This window comes from Bacillus sp. 01N45, assembly GCF_056399205.1.
On sequence record NZ_JBFTQW010000004.1, the window covers coordinates 268334 to 291765 of the forward strand.

Sequence of the window (23432 nt, forward strand, 5' to 3'; positions counted from 1 at the left end):
TAACTGTTAACAACAAACTTAAAAGGTGTTTTCAATATTGAAAACACCTTTTAAGTTAACTTATTTAATGTCCATTTTTAAAATCAACTAAAAATGCCGACTTCAAATCAAAAGTACTTCATTCTATATTTATCCACGTTCTACTACTAAAAAATCTGGTTTTGCAGGTGCAGGCGTATCTCCATGAGCAGCATATTGTTTAGTATCAAAATTTAATACCGAAAAATTTTCTTGTGTCGCTTGTTTTGGTTCAGCTAAAATGCCACCAATACTCAAAAATACAACACCAGCAGCCGTTAACCCCATAATAGTTAATCCAATTTTTCTCATTATTTCAACGCTCCTTTGTCAAATATTCTTTTTCTCGTTTCATAAGCCTTATAAAAATACTTTTCAGCCTGTTCTATATTGCCTTCTTTATGAAACTCTATCGCCAGCTTTTCAGCATATTCGCAGATATATTCGGTTAAATTTTCTCTTTCAAAGTAAGAAAAACTTTCGAGCATAATTTTTTCTACGTTTTCTGCTTTCAAACATTGACAAAATTCATTTAGAATTAAAAAATGATACTTATATTCATCATTTTTTAATTCTTTGCAAACTTCCAATCCAATTTCAATTAATTCTTTTGCCTTTTCTATTTCTCCTATTTTATAATATTCTCCTGCCTCTATAAAAATAGCTTTATAATGATTCGGCATTTTTTTAGAAACCTCTGATAAGTGTCTAATAGCCAAGACCGAAAGGTTTTGACTTGCATACAATAATCCTAAATTATGTCTTATTCTTAAAACTAGTGTTTCAGCATCATTTTTTTGCAAAGTATTTAACGCTGAAACAATATACTCCTCTGCTCTTTCATGCTGTTTTAATTTTGAAAAAGATAACCCCAAAACATTTTCACATAGTGCTACATTCATTTCATGCCCTGCATGTTTTGCAAAGATATCCCTTGCTTTCGAAGCATATTCAATAGCTGAATACGCTTGATACATTTGATATTTTAATGTAGAAACTCTGTAGTTAAACTCTGCTTGTTCAACTTCATCTGGAATATTCTTTAGTAAACTTTCCGCTTTATCAAAATAGTTACTCGCTTCACTATAATTTGAGAGAATTGTAGAATGTATAGATTTGAAAAAATAATAATAATATTCTAAAAATTCATCATTCGGTTTAGGCAGCGAATCTAGTTTATCAAAAGAATTTTTTGAAATGCCTATACCATCAATTAGCACTTTATATCGAAAATCTAAAAGATAATAGTGAAATAAAACATTTATATCTCCTTCGATAATATGTAGCTTTTTATCAATCTCTTCCTTTAATTTATTGGCTTCACTTACTCGTTGTGCTCTGATGTTTTGGTACCAATCATTCAGCATCTTAGTAATTAATTTATTGCCCGTGATTTGTATATTCATTGAAACCCCTCCTCATCTATTTAAGTATTCTAAAAGTAACACAATTCAATTATCTATATCCATATTTATATATATTTCTCAACAATTGTTTGAAATTCAATTCCTCAATTAATTATTTGTTCACATTACACCCCCCTTTTATAACCTCTGAATATGAGTATCTTTAAAATCCGTCTCATATTTCAATCCATATCCAAACATTCGATCCATCCCAATATGTGCTGTCCATATTAGCCCAATCATTATAACGGTATCTATCTTAAAATAGACACCTATGATAGCTATTAATATAGATATAATATATGTGTGACATATATTATAAATTTTAGCACCAACACGATTATTTATACCGTACGCTAACATTGATAAATCCGTTGCTAAAAGGAATACCCAAAATATAATTCAACTAAATTCATATATTGAATACGCATAAATCGTGGCTACGAAAACAACCAGTCCTTCAAAATGTACAATACGTTTTTGCATTCTTTATCATTCCTATTTTTCTATATTTACCGATAAATTTTCATCACTAAAAGTATTCTTTGCATTTTTTGACCAGATGGTTGCTAATATCGGCCCTGCAATATTATGCCATACTGCTGCTAATACACTTGGAAGTGCAGCTGCTGCTCCAAAATGTGCTGTTGCCAGCGCAACACCTAAGCCTGAATTTTGCATTCCTACTTCTATTGAAATAGCCCTTCTTGTTCCTTCGTCTAGTCCAAGTACGAACGCTGTTATATATCCGAGTAAAAAACCAAATGCATTATGAAGCATTACTGCAATAAAGATAAGCAGGCCTGAAGAAGTAATGCTACTTACATTCGCTGAAACAACTGCAGAAACAATAATAATAATTGCTACAACTGATATTAAAGGAATAACAGTCATTCCTTTCGTAACAGTTGTAGGGAAAAACTTCTTCACTACTAATCCTAAAATAATAGGTAGGATAATGACTTGTACGATAGAAAGAAACATAGACATAGCATTTACTGGCATCCATTGTCCCGCAAGTAATAATAAAATAAGAGGTGTAGCAATTGGTGCTAGTAACGTTGATAATGAAGTCATTGCAATAGACAACGCTAAGTTCCCTTTTGCTAAATAAACCATAACATTTGATGCAGTGCCACCCGGTACTGAACCGAGCAACACTAATCCAGCTGCTAATTCGGCTGGTAACTTCATAACGTAGGCTAGTACGTATGCGACAAGTGGCATAATAATAAACTGAGCACATACACCGATAATAACTGGCAATGGTTTTGTAGCAATGATTTTAAAATCAACAGCCTTTAATGTTAATCCCATCCCAAACATTACAATCCCGAGTAAAATTGTTATATAACTAGTTAACCCGAGAAATGGTCCAGGAATGAAATATGCAATAGCTGCCATACAAATAACCCAAAATGCAAAATACTTTCCAGCTATATTACTTATCGCTTCTAGTACTTTCACCCAATCATCCCCTATCCTTCAACTGAAAAACTTTATTCGGATTCAAAATGTTTTGTGGGTCAAGAGCTTTCTTTATTTTTTCCATTACGAGTAATGCCGCCCCATGTTCTTCTTCTTGATACTTTCGTTTTCCGATTCCAACGCCATGTTCTCCCGTACACGTTCCACCTCGTTTAAGAGCATATAAAACGATACTTTCATTTATTTCGTCCGCCTTTTCCACTTCTTCTTTATCGTTTGGATCAACCATTAAGAGCACGTGGAAATTCCCGTCTCCCACATGCCCAAGAATACCACCGATAAGACCTACTTTATCTAATGTCTCTTTCGCATGTTGGATTGCACCAGCTAATTCTGAAATTGGTACACATACGTCTGTACTCATAAGCTTTTTACCAGGATAGCTATGAACGTAAGAATATGCTAGATTATGCCGCGCATCCCATAATTTATTTCTCGCCGCAGTTTCCGTTTCAAAAGCAACTTCTTTACATTTATGATCAAAAACAATTTCCTTCGTGAATTCAATATCTTGCTTTAGCCCTGCTTCATTACCGTGAAACTCTAAAAACAGTGTAGGTTCTTCTCTGTAACTTGTTTCATTATAATGATTTACTTGTTTCATAGACAATTCATCTACAAGTTCAATTCTTGCAATTGGAATACCCGCTTGTAGTATATTAATAACAGCTTCTACTGCATTATTTATAGTTGGAAACGATGCTCTCGCAGCCATAACATGTTCTGGTATGCCGTATACTTTTAACGTTAACTCTGTAAAGCATCCAAGCGTACCTTCTGATCCTACGAAAACACCATTTAAATGGTAACCTGATGATGACTTCGCCGCTAAATTTCCAGTATGTATTACTTCTCCATCAGCAAGAACGACTTCTAAATCACGAACTTGATCACGCATTACCCCATACTTAACTGCTGTCGTTCCGCTCGCATTTGTAGCAGCCATTCCACCTAACGTTGCATCTGCTCCTGGATCCACACTAAAAAACAATCCATACTTTTTCAATTCTTTATTAAGCTGAGAGCGAGTCACTCCCGGCTGTACTCTTACAAGGAAATCTTTCTCTCTTATTTCGAGTATTTTATTCATGAGCGAAAAGTCCATTGTAATTCCTTTTTCATATGGAATAACGTGGCCTTCTAAGCTAGAGCCTACACCGAAAGGAACGACAGGTTTTTTATGCTCACTCGCTACTTTCATTAATTTACTAACCTCTTCAGTCGTTTTTGGAAAAACTACTACATCAGGTAAACTACTAGTATGATAAGATTCATCTTTACTATGTAACTCTCTTACTGTCGTATTTACAACTACTCGATCTTCGGGAAGTACACCCTTTAATTCATTTACTAAACGCTCTACCGTTATTTCCATCGTACACTCTCCTACTTTCTATAAATTTGAATTACAAAATATGTTAACTATTTTATACATAATAATCCGAAAAATTAAATAATTCAAGTTTTATACATATGCAAGTTTCATACTGTCGAATAAACAAAAAGAACTTGCAATACCTATCGCAAGTTCTTTACTATAAAACTACATTTTAAATGACTTCTTTATTAACAACATAAACCAAATTAAAGTACCTGCCATCAGCGAATGAGAAAACCCAACAATATAAGTTAATCCTTTAAAGTCCGCTCCATTTAACTGAAGAAGCCCTCTTGCGGCCAATGAACCTAACATTAAAATTAATGCGATATTATGTACAACAAACCACTTATTAAAACTTCTCGCTTCATGAAACGCGAATACTTTTGCTAATCCTAAAGCAATTAAAAAGAAGAAAAAGCCAAGTACAAGTGTATGTGTATGCAATAAATTTAACAAAGTAGAACCTAAAATCCCCTTATACTTTCCATACTCCCTGGCGAAAATTCCTGATAATAAACCGATAATCAAATACGTAAACGATGCATTATATAATTTCTTCATTATGTACCTCCTTGAGTAGAATGTGTAGTGTGTCATATTTAGTAATAATGATAGTTATATAGTAAAAACTCCTAGTCACCTAGGAGTCATTGTATAAGCATCTCACTCTTTACAATCAATTTCAATTATAGGATATCCCTTTATACAAAACAAACGAACTTTATGTGAACAAGCAGGACTATTTTAAAATATGTTGCGATTTCGTATTACACACTCCATACTAATTATTATAAATGTTAAAGGTGGTGCAATAGCTTGATAGTTCTTGAAACTGAACGACTCGTTCTTCGCTGGTTTCATATAAAAGACGCTCCATTTATTCTTGAATTAGTAAACGATCCTGCCTGGATTCAGTTTATTGGTGATAAAAGGATTAAAAACTTAGAAGATGCAAAAAAATACATCTTAAACGGACCAGTTGATATGTATAATAAAATGGGATTTGGTCTTTACTTAGTTGAACGAAAAGAAGATTTCACTCCACTTGGTATGTGCGGACTTATTAAAAGAGATTCATTAGAAGATGTCGATATCGGTTTTGCCTTTTTAGAGAAATTCCGTTCGAAGGGGTATGGCTTTGAATCAGCTTCTGCTGTAATCGACTACGGTGTACAAAAGCTCGCGCTGAAACGAATTGTAGCAATTACTACTATTGATAACATCAATTCAGGAAATCTTTTAGAAAAAGTAGGATTTCAGTTCGAAGAGATAATTTCAGACTCTGGAGAAAACTTAAAGTTATTTGGGTATAACATATAATAACTAGTCAGAGTTCACTTTTAATCTAATCAAAAAATATTTCTTACATATACATTCCTAAAAGTTATTATGATTAAAATACTCATCTGTTTTTTCACATTATAACCACACTAATTTAAATCACAATTCTAATTTAAATTAGTGTATTTATTCTTACAAACACTCTATTTTGTTCTTAAAGTTGTCAAAACTCTTATGTAGCTACATGAAAAGTTTATGCTAATATATTAATAAGAAACTATGCGTTCCCTTAACCCTGTATCCGGCCCTGTATTTTTTACAGGGCCTTTTGTTTATTTAATTTACTTATCACATGCTTATATACACATTAAAAGTCATTTCAAATGTAATAAACGATAAATAATAAAATAACTTTAGACAGTATGACCTGCACCTTTAATACGATCCCTTCAAATTTCTTGACGAGAAGACAAGTCATGAAAAAGGAATCACTTAAGAACAAGATAACAGCTTGAGTAATGATACATCTTAATGCAAAATATTTTGGAAACCTAACTGCTAGTTAACTAAAAAAGAAGTTCTACTTAATATAGGTAGAACTTCTTTTCCCTTTACTTCACAAGTACATAGTTCTCACTTATTCCCTGCTTAAAAACTTGAGAAACTCATCTTCATTTACAGGTTTACTGTAATAATAGCCTTGAATTAAATAGCATGCATTTTGTTGTAACACTGTTAATTGTTTCTTCGTTTCTACTCCTTCCGCAATCACTTTCATATTTAAAGTATGAGCTAGCGAAATAATAGTTTGTATAATTTCATCTCCATCATTCGAAGTTCCAATCCTATTCACAAATTCTCTTGGAATTTTCAAAGTATCAATTGGATATAAAGGTAGATATGCTAATGAAGAATATCCTGTACCAAAATCATCAATTGATAAATGTACACCATATGATTTTAATGCTTTTAACTTCAATAAAGTTTCTTTTTCATCTACCATGGCAATTCGCTCTGTTAATTCCAAATCAATCAAATTAGCTGGTACTCTTATTTCTTCTATGGTAGATATAATCGTTTGAACAAAATCTTTCTGTTCAAACTCTATAGCTGATAAATTTATCCCCATTTTTAGATTTGTATAACCTGCAGAATGCCATTCTTTCAGTTGTGAACACGCTTGCTGTAGCGTCCATTTCCCAATTGTAATAATCTGTGATGTTTCTTCCGCGATAGGTATAAACTCAAAAGGTGAAATTAGCCCCAGCTCTGGATGTTGCCAACGTATTAATGCCTCTGCACCAATAACCTTTCCTGCCTTACTATCAACTTGTGGTTGGTACAATAAAAACAACTCATTATTTTCAATTGCATTCGGTAAATCTTGCTCTAATTGTAATCGTCTTGTTATTTTTAGAGATAATGTCTCGTCGTATATACAAACAGCATTGCTACCTTCTTCCTTTGCACTATACATAGCAATATCAGCATGTTGTAAAAGTGTTGTGGCATTTGTTCCTCCAAATGGATACAACGCTATTCCTATACTAAGGGATAAATAAAAGCTGTGTTGATTTATTACAAATGGTTCTTCAGTTATACGAAATAATATTTCGCACAAATCTAATAGCTGTTGCTCTGTTTTGTTATGGACAATGATTGCAAACTCATCTCCCCCTATTCTTGCTAAAGGAATAGCTGGTGACAGACATGTCCTAAAACGTTTGGCAACTTCTTTTAAAACACTGTCACCAATTGCATGCCCCAGTGTATCATTAATGGTCTTAAAGCGGTTTAAATCTATATACAGAAGTCCAAACTTATCCTGTGTTTTTTGTACACGCTCAATAGATCTGTCTAATTCTTGTTGGAAGAATATTCGATTTCCAATCCCCGTCACTGTATCATGAAATGCTAGATAGTTTATCTCATCCTGTTGTTGCTTCATCCTCGTTATGTCTTTTACCATTATATAACTCCCAAAAGTTTGTCCTTCTATCATGATAGGAACAATAGTAACGTACCAAAAATGTATATCCTTCTCATTATTATTTTTCACACGTAACTGTAACGCAGACGAACTACATCGTTTCCCCATCTTTAGAGCTACTTCCAATTCAGGTTTATCTTCATCTAAAAAAATAGAAAAGCACTCTTTTCCTATTAATGCTGCACTGTCTTTTCCTAATAACATACTTCCAGACTGGTTTATATTTAATACGGTACCATTTGAATCAATTGTTAATATAGGATCTGGATGGTACTCATATAAAGACTTAAACCTCTCTTGATTTTTCACCAAATCATTAGATTTTTTTATTAAATCTGCTGTTCTTTTAGATACTTTTTGCTCTAATTGATTATTAAACACTTTTAATGTTTCGGTTAAATCTTTGTTTTGCATTCGTACAATTGTATGACGAATCAGTACAAATACAAAGGCAATACAATTTCCCGTAATCAGTGTAGAGGAAGAAGTTTGCTCTTTGAAAGTAAAACCAATTAAAATTGCAACTGAAAGATAAGGAAATATGACAAGAAGTTTCTTTCCAAATGTCGGATTAATAATAAAGTAATCTCTTCTAGAAGATGTACTCCTTGGAATAGTAGCAGCAATGGCAATAAATAATAGAAAAACTCTATACAAACACCTTAATAATATAAGTGAACGATGTGATAAATCATCTTGTAAATAGAAATATAAATAGTCCGTAATAGACAAGCCAGTTAATACTAAGATAAAAATAAATAATTTACTTTTCGCATTAAAAATTGCTGGTCGAAAAATAAGGCTAACTCCTAGTAATAGAAGCAATAGATCTATAATTGGGAAAATAAATGAAAGAAAAACATCTCCAATTGATAAGAATAAGATATTTGCAGAAGGTTTATTAAATAGGTACCATTCTAAGGTAAAAATAGCAGTAACAACAATACATAAATCACAAATTAAATACGCTTTTTCCCACTTGTTACATTCCATAATGATTTTATAAAAGAACGCAAGGAGAAAGAAGAATAAGAAAAACAACAAAAATACATCAGAGATATTAAAATTTTCTATTGGTAATTCTACATTAAGTACTTGAAAAGCAGATATAAAATTCCCTATCAAGAAACACCCTATTGCAATAGTAATACAAACCCAAAAGACTCCTAGTTTAATTTTTCTTGATACCATAGAGTAAAGTAATGAGATAAATACAGTAGTTTCAACAACTAAGGATGATAGTCGTATATTAAAATCTGATACAAAATAATGATTCGGAAAAACAAATAAAAATATAAAACAAAAGCTTAAATAAGCTAGTAGAGCTAATATCAATACATAAAATTGCACATGTGAATGTTTACGCAACGGACTCACCTTCTTAATTTTTTCTAGATTTTTATTAAAAATGACCTGATGCTGCACTGCTCGTATTCATCAAAATGAACTTACTTATTATTCCATATTATGAACTTTTTATAGGATTTCTTTCTACATACCACAGCCTGATTTACTTTCTGCAGATATTTCTTCTTTTTTAACTAAGCATTCCAAAAAGAATACGATGGAAAATGTTATTTTTCGGTATTTACTCATCGTAAATTTGAATAATACAACTTAGCTGTTCTTTGAATATAAGATAGAATCTAAACTTCCATAGCAACATAGTTATTCGCTTATTGTCACACTTAGAAAGAAGGGTAATATACTATCATTAATTTAGAAATTCGAATTAAATGACCTAACTCACTGTAACTATTATAGTTACAGTGAAGGGTGCTGTCAATTTCAAATACCTCCCCTTTTAATGGACAAAAGACGTGACATTTTGAACAAAAATAAGATGTTTATAAGAAAGATGTAATGTTATATCGACCTAACCAAAGAAATATAAATGATCTAGCATTAAGTGAAGATGATATTGCATTAAGTGAAGATGATATTGCATCTCCCAAAAAAGAATGTTACTCTAAAAATAGAATGATGAAAGGAATGATGGATGAATAATGATTAACTAATTTATATTTTAAGTTGAATTTTATAACTTCAAACTACAAAATATAGGGTTAGTCTATCCATTTTTATAATTCATTTCATACTTTATTTGTCATGATTCAAATGATTAATAAGTACTTACTTAAGCGACAGACTAATCCTTCCGATTAAAAATCGGGGGATTTTTTTATTCCCTTTTATGTAAGTTAAAATTTATTAATCGCTAAATTTACCTAACAAATAAAGGAGCGAAAAAAATGGCTAATTCAGATACTATTGTTACACATGTAATGCTCTATATAAGTCGTTAATATCCATCAAACTTATATAGAGAAATTAAAAAATGGATGGATGTTCCGACTTTATATGAAACGTTTCGATATATAAAGGAGGAATTATTATGTCAATGATAAAAGTTCAAGACTTAACTTTTTCATACCCAGGTAGCTTTGATAATATTTTTGAAGATGTAAACTTTCAAATAGATACGGATTGGAAACTAGGATTTATCGGTAGAAACGGACGAGGTAAAACGACATTCTTTAATTTATTATTAGGAAATTACGAGTATAGTGGAAAAATCCTTGCTTCGGTAGAATTCAATTACTTCCCCTACACTGTTGCAGATAAGAACAAATTCACTCATGAAATCCTTGAAGAAATTTGTCCCCAAGCAGAAGATTGGGAATTTCTACGTGAAATATCCTATTTAAATGTTGATGCCGAGGTCATGTACAGACCGTTTAAAACTTTATCAAATGGAGAACAAACAAAGGTGTTGCTTGCTGCACTGTTTTTAAATGAGGGCCAATTCCTATTAATTGACGAACCAACAAACCACCTAGACACGGATGCACGAAAAATAGTCTCTGATTATCTAAGGAAGAAAAAAGGGTTTATTTTAATTTCACATGACAGAGTCTTTTTAGATGGATGCGTTGACCATATCTTATCTATAAATAGAGCAAATATTGAAGTTCAAAGCGGGAACTATTCTTCTTGGAAATTAAATTTCGATAGACAGCAAGAGCACGAAGAGGCTACAAATGATCGTCTACAAAAAGACATAGGAAGATTAAAACAGTCTTCCAAGCGTTCAGCAAGTTGGTCTCATGATGTAGAAGCTTCAAAAAATGGAACAAGGAATTCAGGTTCTAAGTTGGATAAGGGATTTGTAGGACATAAAGCAGCCAAGATGATGAAAAGGGCAAAAAACCTAGAATCAAGGCAACAAAAAGCTATTGAAGAAAAGTCAAAATTACTAAAAAATGTGGAGAAAACTGAGTCATTAAAATTAGAAGCATTAAAGTTCAAGTCAAATGAATTAGTTACTTTGGCTGACGTGTCTGTTACGTACGATGAACAAGTCGTGAATGAGCCAATTAACTTCGTAGTTGAACAAGGTGACCGAATTGTGCTTGATGGCAAAAATGGGAGCGGGAAAAGCAGTATCCTAAAACTAATTCTAGGGTATCCGATACAGCATACAGGTTCAGTTACTTTAGGTACAGGACTCACCATCTCCTATGTCCAACAAGATACTTCTCATTTGAAAGGATCGCTTTCAAATTTTATTGAAGAGCACAAGATTGATGAGACATTATTTAAATCCATCCTACGAAAGATGGATTTTGACCGAATTCAATTTGAGAAAGATATATTTCATTATTCTGGTGGACAAAAGAAAAAACTGCTTATCGCTAAAAGTTTATGTGAAAAAGCCCATATGTATATATGGGATGAACCATTAAACTTTATAGATATTTATTCACGTATGCAAATTGAAGAGCTGATTCAACAATTTAATCCCACAATGATTATTGTTGAGCATGATAAGGCATTTCAACAAACCGTTGCAACGAAAACTATATCTATGTAACTCCACTCGAATCATTAATAAATCAAGCCATTAGTCTATAAAGTATTTGAATGAAGTGTCCAAAAAAGCCTAATTTCTCTACAATCCATTGAGAAATTAGGCTTTTTAACAGAAAAATTAGGATTCATAAACAATGAGTAATTTACATATTAGGCTTATCTGTTAAAGCAGAAATAATTCTGCTCACCAAATCTTCTGGCATCCATTCATAATTTGTATCATTCGATTCATTTGGTCCTAAAGAATCAATGAACTTTTTAAACTTTGGAAATAAAACAATAGAAGTGATCCAATGTATCGTATGATTTATAGAGAAGAAATGAAATACTCCTTGTTTCTCCCCCTCCTGCAATATTTCTTTTAACTGTTCAAAACTACCTACAAAATACGGTTTAATCTTTTCTAATCTTGCACTTTCCTTAATAATCTCCTCATATGCCAATGTGCCAATTTCAGGATTTTCTTTTATATGTGTAATAAAGACTGTTAAATATTCTCTTAGAGCATTAATAGGATTAAATTGATTCTTCTCAAGAAAATTAGGTAACTCATTAGCAAGACCATATTTCTTAAACACCTCATAATATAGGTTTTCTTTCCCATTAAAATAGTAAGAAGCCATAGCAACATTCACTTTCGCTTCTTTTGCAATTTCTTGTATGCTCGTACCTTCATAACCACGCTCTCCAAATTTTTTCTTAGCAGCCTTCAAAATATTTTCCATCGTCTGCTCTCGAGATTTCCCCATTTCACACACCTCAAATAATATATATTTCACTTCAAAAATCCACTAAGGACTTTGAATAGAGTATCTTTTTAATGAAGTTTAATTATATATTTAAAGTAATAACTTAACAACCGATGAAGACTTGCTTACTTTAAACTATTCGCCACACAACATACTCCTTAAAAAGAAACATCTCCTGAACATCGCCTACCCTATGTCATCATACAAAGAATTCATTTAAAAATGAAATAAAAATAAACACCCTACTTAAAACAATATCTCCCTGCGTGGCATGAATAGCTTTCAAATACCTCACGTTCTTTTCTAATTGCGTATAAGAATGAAAAAAATAATAAGGGCCAGAGTTTATCTATCTTTACAGATAAACTCTGGCCCTTTCATTTGCAATTCATTTACTGATTAGATTTGTTTAATCTCAATATAAGGTCCTTTGATGTTTAATTTGTTAATGTCATTCGAAATATTACCTACAGTTGTTTTTTCATTAAACGTATAGATCTTTTCACCATTCACAAAGATACCCCAATTTTTATCCTCGTAACTAATACCATAACCAGCATTGCTAGATGTCGCTTTGAGCTGATTTCCATTCATTGAAAAAGATAATTTCCCTTTGCCTTTGTTAAGTTGGTTATTCACATTGTTGATACTACTCATTTGTTCTTCAAGGGCTTTTTGGTTATCAAGAGTAACTTGATGGTTTTTCCAGTCTAACTTATAGTTGTTTGTAAAGAACTCATTATATGTATCTTTATTATTTGTTCCCCACCATTTCGAACTTACCCATTCGATATTGTACTGATCTGATATTCTACGATTTGTTATTTTTAAATCAGATGTAGATTCTGTTTTATCTGCAGTAATAACTGCTACTACATTAGGAGAAAAACCATATCCTGTTAAAGCTGGTACTGTATCTTTTGAAACAAAATTATTCGTTCCTTCATTATAACTACGTGATTTCATAAATAGTTGATTACCGTAGAAAGTATTAAATGAATCACGATTATAAATTCCCCACTCCGGGTAATTAAATGATTGGAATCCTACTTTCCAATTTAATTTTTTATCTGTGTGAGTCTCTAATACCGTTTTATAGTCTACTTGATCATAAGATACACTTTCTTTCCAAGCAAAGCTACCTGTAATACTTGCATCAGCATTTGGGCCTTTATCATTTACCCCAACTTTAACACTTCCGCCAAGTGTATACCCTACTTCAGAAGTAACCTTTGCTGAAGTCATTGTATTAACTGGGGCAGCTTTATGGAATTGAGCGCTATCACCACTTGTTATTTCTGCTTCAGTATGATAAGCCGATGGCCATTTTAAACCTGCGTTATAGAATCCGCCATTAATTGTATATTTAGCATCTATATTACTACCATCTGTTGTAACAATTGCGATTTTTTTATCTGCATAAGGATCCTCAATAAAAGAAACCTTTATTGAATTTTTGATATTCTGCTTCATGTCATAAGTAGTTTTAAAACTATTATAGACTTTTCCACCATTTTGAAGATTTTCTACAGTTCCTTTAGAATCTGCAAATGCAGATGTTGCTTGTGCACCAAGTGATCCAGACATAATAACGGACGCTACCGCAACACTTTTAGCTATTCCTTTTGCTTTTTTCATACAGACATCCACTCCTTCTTAAACATTTAAAAGGTATAAACATATTACTTTTAGCTCTCAATACTAGAGATAGGTTCATAACTTTACAATGTAGAAATTTATTAATCTTTATGACAATAACTATCAACACTTGTTTTTCTAATTTCCATCTCTTTTTTTACTGATAACCATTATCAATATTATTAAAACACATAATAACGATTTAAACAACAATTTTAAATACACATTTAAAATTGTTGTTTAAAAAAATGTAAAAAAATTATAGAATTCTTTATTTCGAGAATTACTATATTTTCATTTACTTATTGCAACCTATATTCAGATACATTATTCCCTTTCCATTCATAATAATCTAAAATCCCCTCATAAATGGCTTCTGCTGCAACCTGCCTTCCGTTTTCTGTAGATAACTTACTGTAATCAATACCATTATCTATAAAAGCAAGTTCCGTTAACACAGCTGGCATTTCATTTTCTCTTATAACATGAAGATCTCCATGTTTAACGCCTCTATCACGTGTTTGAAGAGCGTCTACTAATCGGGTTTGAATTTTTTCAGCTAAAACACGACTTTCTTCCACATGAGGATTTGTTTTTTCAGATTTAGAAGATTTATAGTAGTATGTTTCTGTCCCTTTTGCATTACCATTATAAGCATTTGCATGAACACTTATAAAGATATCCCCCTGATTTTGTTTAGCAAATTTAACACGTTCCTGTAAAGAGCTTTTTTGATCATGTCCAGGTCTAGTATCAGATTCACGAGTTAGTAAAACTGTAAATGGTGTATGTTTTTCAAGCAATTGTTGTAGACGTAAAGAAGTGTCAAGTACAATCTTACTTTCAGGTAATCCCTTTGTGTCTTTTCCAGGATCTGCGCCACCATGTCCGGGATCAATAATTATTGTCTTATTTTCTAAAGGATTACTTTGACTATATTGAAGCATATCTGTTTTTGCGGTTAGTTGTGCAGCTTCAGCGCGTGTTATGAACCTATTTGGTTGCCAACCATTATCTGTACCAACTGAAATTTTCAAATCAATTAAAGTATTTGCGAACTTTTCACCCCAATGTCCCTTTAAATCTTCAAATTTACTTTGTCCATTGCTAGTGTTTTTATTTTGTAGTTTATATGCATTCACTAGCATAGTAGCCATAGCAGCACGAGTAACTTTTCCAGAAGGATTAAATATTCCATTTCCTTCACCTTTAATTATTCCTGCCTTTTCAGCTGCGGCGATATAAGGGGTTCCCCAGTGGTTTTGTGAATCTTTAAAAGATGGTTTTGCATTTAAATCAATGTGTATACCAAGAGCCCTTGTCATAATGGTTGCTGCAGAAGCTCTATCTAGTGTATCACTTGAACCAAAAGTTCCATCTGGATAACCACTCAATACTTGTTTATCAACTAAATAATTAACGGATTTGTCAGCCCATGCAGGAACATCTGGAAATTTGTGAGTATCTGCAAAAATAATAGTAGAATAAGATAGTAAACTTCCAGCAAGAATTCCTGTAGCAATTAATTTGTTCTTCAAAATTTAGCACCTCTAAAAAATTATTACAAGTCGGTAAATTATGTAAAATATAGTTAATCTTTAAATAATATGAATTCGAATAAAGTATAGATTAAGTTGGCGTCATCACTATTATAAGATAAAGAATCTAGTATAGAATTATCATTCCGAAAAGAACCCTTCGGCATACACTTATAGATTGAGACTATTACATATATTCACCAACATTGTGTAACTAGTATAGTTACTTATATATATGAGTGTCAATTAAAACAATCTTACATTTTTGTAAGGTAACCAAATTAATAATATATCAAGTAATTATTAAACAATGTAAATAATTATCTTTTATTTTAAGAAAAAGCACACTCCTTCTAAATTATCATTGATGCCTCTTTCAATTCCTAATGTCCATCTTAAAAAGAGCACTTTTGAAAAGTGCTCTTTTTAAGAATTATGAAGCTACAAACCTAGAATTCCTACAATCCGGCGAGCCTTAACATTATCAATATAATAATGCATCTCTAATCCTCGTCTTTCTACACGGAGCACAGTTCCCCTTAATTTTGATAGATGCTGTGAAACAGTGGATTGTGGGAGTCCTAATATTTCTGTCAACTGTGTAACATTACACAGTTTATGGTGCATTAATTCATTTACAATTTTTAATCGAACGGGATGTGCCATTACCTTTAATACATCTACATCTTCCTCTCGGATTTTAGCTAGATCTCTATTAGATATTAATGTTGTCATTTCGCATTCCCCTTTATTATTAATTTCTATTTTCCAATTATCCTTATAAGTAGTACTTATAGATATTTACCATTTGTCCTGTTGAGAAAATGTATTCTCGTTCTTAAACAAAAAAAGACACCAATCCAATAAACAGCTTTTACTGTTCCAATGAATTGATGCCCTCTAATTTTTAGCCAAACTATATTTTGTTTTAAAAGGATTATTTTATAGTCTATTACATGATTTTGAATGAGACTTAACATTCTTTGTTACTTAAATAGTAATACTTTTCTCCCTTGTTTAAGTACAAATCAAAATCTTGATTCCCCTTACACATATTGTAAAATCCAAAAGAAATGTTTCTTCATTTTATCTTATACAGACAGCATATATTATGTATTTCTCAACACCAATAAACGTAGCTAGCTCCCCTATAATGGTCTCTCTAGCTGGTAACTGTCATACCTTTTTAAAAAATCACTGTCTTTAATAACAGATCCTTTTAACTTTCCTCAATTAAAATATCCTTTTTATTTCATTTTCTGTTTAACCTCAATGCTATGTAAACTTCTTTTAATCTATTAATCTCCTACTAGACTTCTCCATGTAGAGATAAAGGAGACTTCTCGTTCAAATAATGAATTATGCAATATTGCATTTGATAATCGTTTTCGTTGTAACTATAATGGTTACAGGATTACTATTAATCCAAATACTCTACGTGGAGGTTTTATTATGTTTAAAAAAATTATTGTATCTTCTATGGCGCTTACTATGTTGGGTGGGGCTGCAACTATGCTAGAAACACCTACTGCTCAAGCAGCTTCTTATAACTCAACATCAGCTTCTTATAACTCAACATCAGCTTCTTACTTTGATGTCACTCCCGAAGAAGCTGCTGCTTTTTATCAATCTCAGGACTATAAAAAATTAAAAGACTTTATGGATGACTTTGAAGCTAGAAACCCTTATGTTCCTGGTGGAGGCTATGCTCAAGGTAGTGTCCGTATGCAAAAATTCAATGATGCCCTTAGAGCTGCTAAATTAACAAATGTATACCAAGAATTTATTAGAATTTCGTACTACAATCATTATCCAGAACCAAAATAATCAAAACAAATAAAATGCTTATTACTTTAACTTAGCCTAATTTTAAATGTATAGCCTAAAGCTAGAAAAAACCACTTATATAAGGGGTTTTTTCTAGCTTCCTATGTAATTTAGCTATAAAAATATCAAAATGTATTTATAAATTGTTGAAAACAATTCTCTTCTGTTTAATAGTAAAAAGCGAGCACCCTCTCGTAATTACATAAGGTGCTCGTTTTTATTTTTATGTGTAATTCTCGATTTAATATAGTTACTTTCTAGTAAGTAAAAACTAAATTAACTTATAAACAAAGCGTTTTAAATTTAATTCATAGATCTTACTGCAACTTGGAATTGTCCCTTAGAACCATCATTTGAAACGTAAATTTTATATGTTCCAATTGGTAATGGAGATAAAGCATTCCGTACATTTGTAACATTAATTTTTTGTTCTCCAGGTTTTATATAACCACCAACAATTAGCTCCATATTTGGACCTTTCACACTATATCCCATTGTATTTTGGCCATTATTTTTCATAAAGAAGCTTAAATTTCCACTCCCATTATATACAAAAGAAGTTACAGCCTCTCCACTATAATCCATTGTTTGAGTTAATAATAAGTCTACAGGAACATGTTCGACTATATGAATTGTATCATTCGTTTTGTGTATTTCTTCAGCATAAGTATTATTTCCTAACACACCAAGTGTTAATGCTGAAATTACTCCACAACTAAGCACTAGTTTATTTAACTTCATTTTAAGTTCCCCCTTGATGTTTGTAATCTATTACCATCATACATTCTTTTTCAGGTGCGTTTTTATGTAATAATTCATATCTTTAAACCTATATATTTTAACTTTACACCTTAATAGTTACTGAAAAACTCACATTGATAAAGCTACAGTATTATGATTCATAAAAAACATGTAAATTTCAAAATCTTTTTAACGAGAATTCATACAATTAAGTACCAAGCACTCAAATAAATAGCGTTTCCATTTTAGATAAAATATACTAATGAAAAATTTTGAAATTTACACTTTATAATTTGGTATATTCCATGTTAATATAACGAAGGCTACAAATAGAATCCACAAAATATATTTTTTCATAGAATATTCATACTTAAAATCCTATTATTTTATTAGTAACTCAATCCTAGTTTTCCTTATACAAAAGTCAATTTCTAGTTTCATATGTATAAATATCTAAGTAGATTTTTTTATCTATTATTTTTCCTAACGTCCTTATCAATTCTAATAAAGCGAAACTTTAATCAGTGGGGTTTTGTTCATCCCCCACTGATTATTAGTTGAACCAATCGGGCTTTTACAGGCAGTTGATCCCCTACCTAACTTCTTTGCTTCCGCTTAATTTTGAGGTGGGGGTCTTACTGCCCGTTAATGCGGGATAAAAGTAATATTATAGTACTTTTTCAAGCGCTCTTCCTTTTTTAGATAGAAAGTCTACTGATAACTAAACATCTAAGTTTAACTCATACATAATCCAATATACAAACTATCGGAGATGCAAACCTATGGGAATATCTACTCTTTTATTAAATACCTTTATAATAATAATTTGTATCCTTAGCTACCACGTATTTTGGCTAGAATTTAAAGAAAAAAAAACATGTAATAATATATTGATTTCTATCCTTTCCTCCATTGCTATTATTTTTTGCATGACTTTTCCTTTTCATTTACATGCTGGATTTATTTATGATTTACGTTTTATTCCTATCATATTAGTTTTTCTATATGGAAATACAAAAAACATTGTTTTTATAGGAATTTTATATCTTTCTTATCGATTTTTCTTAGGCGGAAATGGAGTTCTTCCATCATTTATTATCTTTACTATTATTTCTGTTATAACAATGCTCTTTCGTTACTTATTACCAATGTATGTTAAAGAAAAAAAGATATTATTAAGCTTGCTTCTTATTTTAGTATGTACAACTTCACTTTCTATCTGCGGTATTGTAACTCAAATAAATACAGGTGGTAAAATTGACTCTACTCTCATAGAATTTTTATTAAATTATATAATCATTAATATATTTACAGTATTATTATCAGTGTATTTAATTGAGGGAATGATTGAGAAATATAAAATGAAAGAAAAGCTGCAACGGGCTGAAAAATTTTATATAGCTAGCGAACTAGCCGCGTCCATTGCACACGAAATCCACAATCCACTAACCACAGTACATGGATTCACTCAATTGTTAAATGAAAAACATGCCTCTAAGCTACCTCAGAATCAGTACTTAGAAATCATGTTAATTGAAATGCAACATATACAATCTACTATTAATAACTATTTATCTTTAACAAAACCACAGAACACCCTAAAAGAGAAAATAGATATTAATCATATTTTAAATCAAGTGAAAGACACTATTTCACCACTCGCTCTATCATACAAAGTTGAAATAATACAAAATAGTACAAATTCCTTTTATATAAATGGAGACCCCGAAAAATTCAGGATCTGTCTAAACAACATCATACAAAACGGAATTGAGGCCATGATAAATGGTGGAGTATTACAAATAAATATACAGAAAATTAAAGGTAATATTATAATCGATATTATTGATTCAGGGGTTGGAATGTCCTCTCAACAAATAAAGCGGATTGCTTTACCATTCTATTCAACAACAGAAAAAGGAACTGGGCTTGGTACTATGATTGCTTATAGTATTATTAAAGAATTAAACGGTGATATAGAAATAGAGAGTAAATTAGGCCAAGGTACACGATTTTCCATTAGTATCCCTTGCTAATATGAAGGAATTATTCAAATAAATTTTTTTCTATTTAACTTATAAAATAAATTTCAAAAATGCCGCTACTTAACTCATTAATCATCTTGATTTCGTGAATAAATTAAACGTAATAAGGACTAGAGTATATCTGTTTTTACGGATATACTCTAGTCCTTTAATTAAATCAAATATACTTGAATTTTATTACTTTGCTCACATCTCTATGAAATCATAATTCATCGATTGTATCTCATTTACTGATTAGGTCTACTTAACTTCAAGATAAGATCTCTTGATACTTGATTTCTTAATATCATTAGATACATTACCTATAGTTATTTTTTATTTTAAATATTAAATTTTTAACATTCATAAAGATACCAATTTTTATCTTCATAACTGATATTGTAACCTGTATTACTTGATATAGACTTAAATTAATTTCCATTCATTGAAAGACAATTTCTCTTTTGCTATTTCACTTCTACTGTATAATTCCCTGTTCCCCCGCCATACTGATACACATGTAAATAATATTTTCCTGGATATGTGTAGTAACTTCCTACTAACTTATTCCCTTCTTGCTGGGCATACGTAACATAATTATTTAAATCCGCTTCTGAATAAAGAACCCAGTTTACTCCGATATTATTTTCCTTCGTTACATTAATTTGTAGGTTTTTCGCAGTTTCCACATTTATTTCAAAGTAATCACTCGTATCACCATTTCCTAAACTAGCACGTAAAACTTGATTTAATTGCAGTTTATTTGCTGTTTGGAATGAATTATTTGGCTCTTTTTCTACACTGTTATCTTCTTTCTTTTGAACCGTTACATTCGTTGTAACAGTATTCGTTAATCCTTTGTCGTCTGTTACTGTCAATTTTGCCGTGTACGTTCCTTCTTTTGTATACACGTGAGTTGGATTTTGTTCATTGCTTACAGTACCATCACCAAACTCCCATTTATAAGCAACAATTTTTCCATCTTCATCTTTTGATCCATCGCTTTTAAACGAAATTATTTCATTTAAATTTCCGTTATATGGACCATTTATAACCGCAACTGGTGCTTTATTCACAGCACCTTCTTCTGTATTCATACCATGGAATACAACATCATATTCAAATTGTCCTGATGCATTCACACGATAATTTACAAAGTAAGCTGTTACTGTTTTATAGCCTGTCCATTCTTTTGCACTTAAACGTTTTAACGTATCATTTACGTTTTGTGTAATTGTTTTCCAGTCTTCATATTCCCCTTTTGCAGTAGTACCTGTATACGTTCCTTGCAGTGTAAATGTATTAAAGAACTGTGATTTATTTTTCTTAACTGATACATTACTTAATTTTGCTTCTGCTGTAATTTCTGCCGCAATATCTGAAACTGGTTTTGGTGCGTGAGTTGCTAAATAATCATCTGATACTAATGGAACATTATATTTCTCTCGGTTATCGACTAACATTTGCATATAGTCTTGATACTCTTTATTTAAATTCGCATCTTTACTTAATGCAGAGCGGTATGCATCATATGCTGTTACATCATTTTTTCTAATAAGATCATGAACTTTGTCAAACATATCATATCTCTTATTGTACATATACGATTGTAAAGCGAATGAATAATTATAGAAATCCCACGTTCCATACTTTGCATTTAACGTTCGCTCTGCCGTATAACGTTCTGCTGGATTTGAAGATATTCCTCCTATAATGCTCTTTCTCGGTACAACATTATCCGTTCTCGTTGCCCCCGCAAAAAACTCCGCATTCCCTTCTTCAAACCAAGATAATCTCTCATTCTCATACATCTTACCTTGTCCCCAAAGCCCTGGTACTTCATATCTACCTTGTAAGTAATGAGTAAACTCATGTCGGAACAATTCTTCTAAACTATAAATACTTTCTTCTGGCGTACGTTCATAAGTAAAGAACGTACCTGTTCCTTCTATATAAAGGCCACCGTTATTCGTTTCATATCCGTACAATTGACGATTAAATTGATATTCAGCTGGACTATTATAAATAACCATCGTTAATACATCATCAGGATTTCCTTTTTCTAAAGGTTGATCACTTTCAACTGTACGATGGAATTGTGCCTTTACTTCTTTTGCCGCCCAATATAGACGTTTTACTTTTTCTTCTGTCACTTTATCTCCAGCCTTTAAAACAATTGCCCCATCATCAAACGTATACGTTTTCGGCAAATACTTTTTCTTCCCGTCTTCTCGTATTTGATCTAAATTCACAACATTTCCATTTGCATCTTTCCCGCCATAGTTCGTCGCAATTTGCTCAGCCGCTACGAAATATTGCTCTCCTAAATACGGATACATTTTCATTGCGTCCGTTACAACTTGCAATCCTTTCGTTCCTGTACTATGGAACGTACCAAGTCTACCTGTATAATAAATACCATTATTAATTAACCAACCATTCTTCTCTGTCACCGTTCCAATTAAAGCAAAACGACTTAATTCATTAATATAGCTATCAATTTTTTGGTACCATACTGTATCTTTCGGTGCTTTTCTCGTATCGTACAAATACGATTGAATGTCGTAATCAACACCTTGCATAATATCGTAAATCGCATTTCCAGCTGAAAGATTGTCTACCAATGTAGAAAAATTATCGTTATATTGTTTAAAAATCTTTGCAGCTGATGTTATCGTTTCCACATCACTCGAAGCATTTCCTATTAATTTTCCGTATGATGATACTACTCTATTTTGTTCTAACGTACCGAGTTTGAAATTCGGGTTATTCGCAATCGTTTGTAATGCAGGTAAGCATTTATCATGATAGCTCCGCTCATTTAGTTTACTTAATTCCGCATGATAAAATCCTAAATAAAATCCTGAGCGTAATACCTCTACTAAAGTCTCAATCCCTTTGGAATCATCTTTCGTATAAGCTTGTCCTTGCTGCTTCAATTTATCAATAATTGCCTGCATTCTACTATCATTTTGATAGAATGCAAGGCTATCCTTATTAAATTGAAATAGACCCGTAATTTGCTCCCAATCAATTGTTACGAGTAGATCTACTAATTGCTGATTGTTTAATTGATTTAATTCAGCAATTGTATAAGTTTTCGCTGCAGCTAATTGCTTACTTTCTTTTTTTACTTCAGGTGGCCTTTGCGACAAATCAGCAAATTGTAGCCTTTTCTCAAAAGACTTATTTTCAAGCACTTTTGATGGATGAGCTAATTCTTGCATTGGCAGTTGTACACCAACTGGCTCCATTTTGAGCACATTCCGATAAGAAACTTGCTCTCCCTTTTTACTTTCTGCCAATGTGCTCCCTTGAAAACTCCCTAACATTAAACTAGCAAAACTTACCCCTACTAACACTTTTTTTGAATAGCCTCTCATGCTCTCCCCTACCTTACATTTTTTAGTGTCCCGCACCATTATTTTACTATTCTTACTTTTTATTCTGTATTGAGAAAAAATAAGGGAACGTTCAC

General features: G+C 31.8%; 17 protein-coding genes and 1 pseudogene. 5 read left to right on the forward strand and 13 right to left on the reverse strand.

The annotated features are described in order from the left end of the window. Positions 1-129 precede the first annotated feature (129 nt). The 6 genes and pseudogenes from AC1DMU_RS11900 to AC1DMU_RS11925 all read right to left on the reverse strand — a co-directional run bounded on the left by AC1DMU_RS11900 (position 130) and on the right by AC1DMU_RS11925 (position 4854). Positions 130-330 carry a hypothetical protein gene (locus AC1DMU_RS11900; RefSeq protein ID WP_001226066.1) on the reverse strand — a complete coding sequence of 67 codons (201 nt, stop codon included), beginning with the start codon at positions 328-330 and terminating at the stop codon, positions 130-132. After that, a complete protein-coding gene (locus AC1DMU_RS11905) occupies positions 330-1424 on the reverse strand; it encodes a response regulator aspartate phosphatase (protein WP_001025513.1) in 1095 nt (364 codons plus the stop codon). The genes AC1DMU_RS11900 and AC1DMU_RS11905 overlap by 1 nt, the downstream gene beginning before the upstream one ends. Before the next feature lie 138 nt (positions 1425-1562). Next, a pseudogene (locus AC1DMU_RS11910) lies at positions 1563-1910 on the reverse strand (DUF4260 domain-containing protein). 12 nt (positions 1911-1922) lie between these two features. Then, a complete protein-coding gene (locus AC1DMU_RS11915; RefSeq protein WP_088064135.1) occupies positions 1923-2891 on the reverse strand; it encodes a bile acid:sodium symporter family protein in 969 nt (322 codons plus the stop codon). Positions 2892-2895: 4 nt separating this feature from the next. Next, the gene (locus AC1DMU_RS11920) at positions 2896-4287 is read right to left on the reverse strand and encodes an FAD-binding oxidoreductase (protein WP_088064136.1); all 1392 of its coding nucleotides are present in this window, start codon (positions 4285-4287) and stop codon (positions 2896-2898) included. Between the two features lie 168 nt (positions 4288-4455). After that, on the reverse strand, positions 4456-4854 hold the full coding sequence (locus tag AC1DMU_RS11925) for a DUF2871 family protein (protein ID WP_088064137.1): 399 nt from the start codon (positions 4852-4854) through the stop codon (positions 4456-4458). A 255-nt stretch (positions 4855-5109) separates the two neighbouring features. Between AC1DMU_RS11925 and AC1DMU_RS11930 the strand changes: the two genes are divergently transcribed. Continuing rightward, positions 5110-5613: a GNAT family N-acetyltransferase gene (locus AC1DMU_RS11930; protein ID WP_087984039.1), complete on the forward strand. Its 504-nt coding sequence runs from the start codon at positions 5110-5112 to the stop codon at positions 5611-5613. A gap of 598 nt (positions 5614-6211) precedes the next feature. On the opposite strand, the gene AC1DMU_RS11935 is transcribed toward AC1DMU_RS11930, so the two are convergent. Beyond that, positions 6212-8932: a sensor domain-containing protein gene (locus tag AC1DMU_RS11935; protein ID WP_141543191.1), complete on the reverse strand. Its 2721-nt coding sequence runs from the start codon at positions 8930-8932 to the stop codon at positions 6212-6214. A 495-nt stretch (positions 8933-9427) separates the two neighbouring features. Between AC1DMU_RS11935 and AC1DMU_RS11940 the strand changes: the two genes are divergently transcribed. After that, on the forward strand, positions 9428-9571 hold the full coding sequence (locus AC1DMU_RS11940) for a hypothetical protein (RefSeq protein ID WP_179865905.1): 144 nt from the start codon (positions 9428-9430) through the stop codon (positions 9569-9571). A 388-nt stretch (positions 9572-9959) separates the two neighbouring features. Beyond that, complete coding sequence (locus tag AC1DMU_RS11945; RefSeq protein ID WP_046954623.1) at positions 9960-11438, forward strand: Lsa family ABC-F type ribosomal protection protein; 1479 nt, start codon at positions 9960-9962, stop codon at positions 11436-11438. Positions 11439-11580: 142 nt separating this feature from the next. Here AC1DMU_RS11945 and hlyIIR read toward each other — a convergent pair whose 3' ends face one another. The 4 genes from hlyIIR to AC1DMU_RS11965 form a co-directional block, all read right to left on the reverse strand. Further along, positions 11581-12186 (reverse strand): hemolysin II regulator HlyIIR, encoded by a 606-nt coding sequence (gene hlyIIR, locus AC1DMU_RS11950; RefSeq protein ID WP_000520491.1) that lies wholly within the window; start codon positions 12184-12186, stop codon positions 11581-11583. Positions 12187-12585: 399 nt separating this feature from the next. Then, on the reverse strand, positions 12586-13824 hold the full coding sequence (gene hlyII / locus AC1DMU_RS11955; RefSeq protein WP_060487861.1) for a hemolysin II HlyII: 1239 nt from the start codon (positions 13822-13824) through the stop codon (positions 12586-12588). Between the two features lie 302 nt (positions 13825-14126). Continuing rightward, positions 14127-15362 carry an N-acetylmuramoyl-L-alanine amidase gene (locus AC1DMU_RS11960; RefSeq protein ID WP_476941506.1) on the reverse strand — a complete coding sequence of 412 codons (1236 nt, stop codon included), beginning with the start codon at positions 15360-15362 and terminating at the stop codon, positions 14127-14129. A 441-nt stretch (positions 15363-15803) separates the two neighbouring features. After that, on the reverse strand, positions 15804-16097 hold the full coding sequence (locus AC1DMU_RS11965) for an ArsR/SmtB family transcription factor (RefSeq protein ID WP_046954619.1): 294 nt from the start codon (positions 16095-16097) through the stop codon (positions 15804-15806). A gap of 717 nt (positions 16098-16814) precedes the next feature. Between AC1DMU_RS11965 and AC1DMU_RS11970 the strand changes: the two genes are divergently transcribed. Beyond that, positions 16815-17189: a hypothetical protein gene (locus AC1DMU_RS11970; RefSeq protein ID WP_088064138.1), complete on the forward strand. Its 375-nt coding sequence runs from the start codon at positions 16815-16817 to the stop codon at positions 17187-17189. Between the two features lie 303 nt (positions 17190-17492). Here AC1DMU_RS11970 and AC1DMU_RS11975 read toward each other — a convergent pair whose 3' ends face one another. Next, complete coding sequence (locus AC1DMU_RS11975; RefSeq protein ID WP_088064139.1) at positions 17493-17930, reverse strand: hypothetical protein; 438 nt, start codon at positions 17928-17930, stop codon at positions 17493-17495. Between the two features lie 782 nt (positions 17931-18712). On the opposite strand from AC1DMU_RS11975, the gene AC1DMU_RS11980 reads away from it, so the two are divergent. Further along, on the forward strand, positions 18713-19966 hold the full coding sequence (locus tag AC1DMU_RS11980; RefSeq protein ID WP_088064140.1) for a sensor histidine kinase: 1254 nt from the start codon (positions 18713-18715) through the stop codon (positions 19964-19966). A gap of 455 nt (positions 19967-20421) precedes the next feature. Here AC1DMU_RS11980 and colA read toward each other — a convergent pair whose 3' ends face one another. Continuing rightward, positions 20422-23337, reverse strand: coding sequence for a collagenase ColA (gene colA / locus AC1DMU_RS11985; protein ID WP_088064141.1), 2916 nt, complete (start codon positions 23335-23337; stop codon positions 20422-20424). Between the last annotated feature and the right edge of the window lie 95 nt (positions 23338-23432).

Coding starts and splice junctions, on each gene's coding strand:
- AC1DMU_RS11965 (WP_046954619.1), bottom strand. CDS start 16,097: ATGACAACATTAATATCTAATAGAGATCTAGCTAAAATCCGAGAGGAA.
- hlyIIR (WP_000520491.1), bottom strand. CDS start 12,186: ATGGGGAAATCTCGAGAGCAGACGATGGAAAATATTTTGAAGGCTGCT.
- AC1DMU_RS11920 (WP_088064136.1), bottom strand. CDS start 4,287: ATGGAAATAACGGTAGAGCGTTTAGTAAATGAATTAAAGGGTGTACTT.
- AC1DMU_RS11970 (WP_088064138.1), top strand. CDS start 16,815: ATGTTTAAAAAAATTATTGTATCTTCTATGGCGCTTACTATGTTGGGT.
- AC1DMU_RS11945 (WP_046954623.1), top strand. CDS start 9,960: ATGTCAATGATAAAAGTTCAAGACTTAACTTTTTCATACCCAGGTAGC.
- AC1DMU_RS11905 (WP_001025513.1), bottom strand. CDS start 1,424: ATGAATATACAAATCACGGGCAATAAATTAATTACTAAGATGCTGAAT.
- colA (WP_088064141.1), bottom strand. CDS start 23,337: ATGAGAGGCTATTCAAAAAAAGTGTTAGTAGGGGTAAGTTTTGCTAGT.
- AC1DMU_RS11940 (WP_179865905.1), top strand. CDS start 9,428: ATGTTATATCGACCTAACCAAAGAAATATAAATGATCTAGCATTAAGT.
- AC1DMU_RS11975 (WP_088064139.1), bottom strand. CDS start 17,930: ATGAAGTTAAATAAACTAGTGCTTAGTTGTGGAGTAATTTCAGCATTA.
- hlyII (WP_060487861.1), bottom strand. CDS start 13,824: ATGAAAAAAGCAAAAGGAATAGCTAAAAGTGTTGCGGTAGCGTCCGTT.
- AC1DMU_RS11980 (WP_088064140.1), top strand. CDS start 18,713: ATGGGAATATCTACTCTTTTATTAAATACCTTTATAATAATAATTTGT.
- AC1DMU_RS11925 (WP_088064137.1), bottom strand. CDS start 4,854: ATGAAGAAATTATATAATGCATCGTTTACGTATTTGATTATCGGTTTA.
- AC1DMU_RS11900 (WP_001226066.1), bottom strand. CDS start 330: ATGAGAAAAATTGGATTAACTATTATGGGGTTAACGGCTGCTGGTGTT.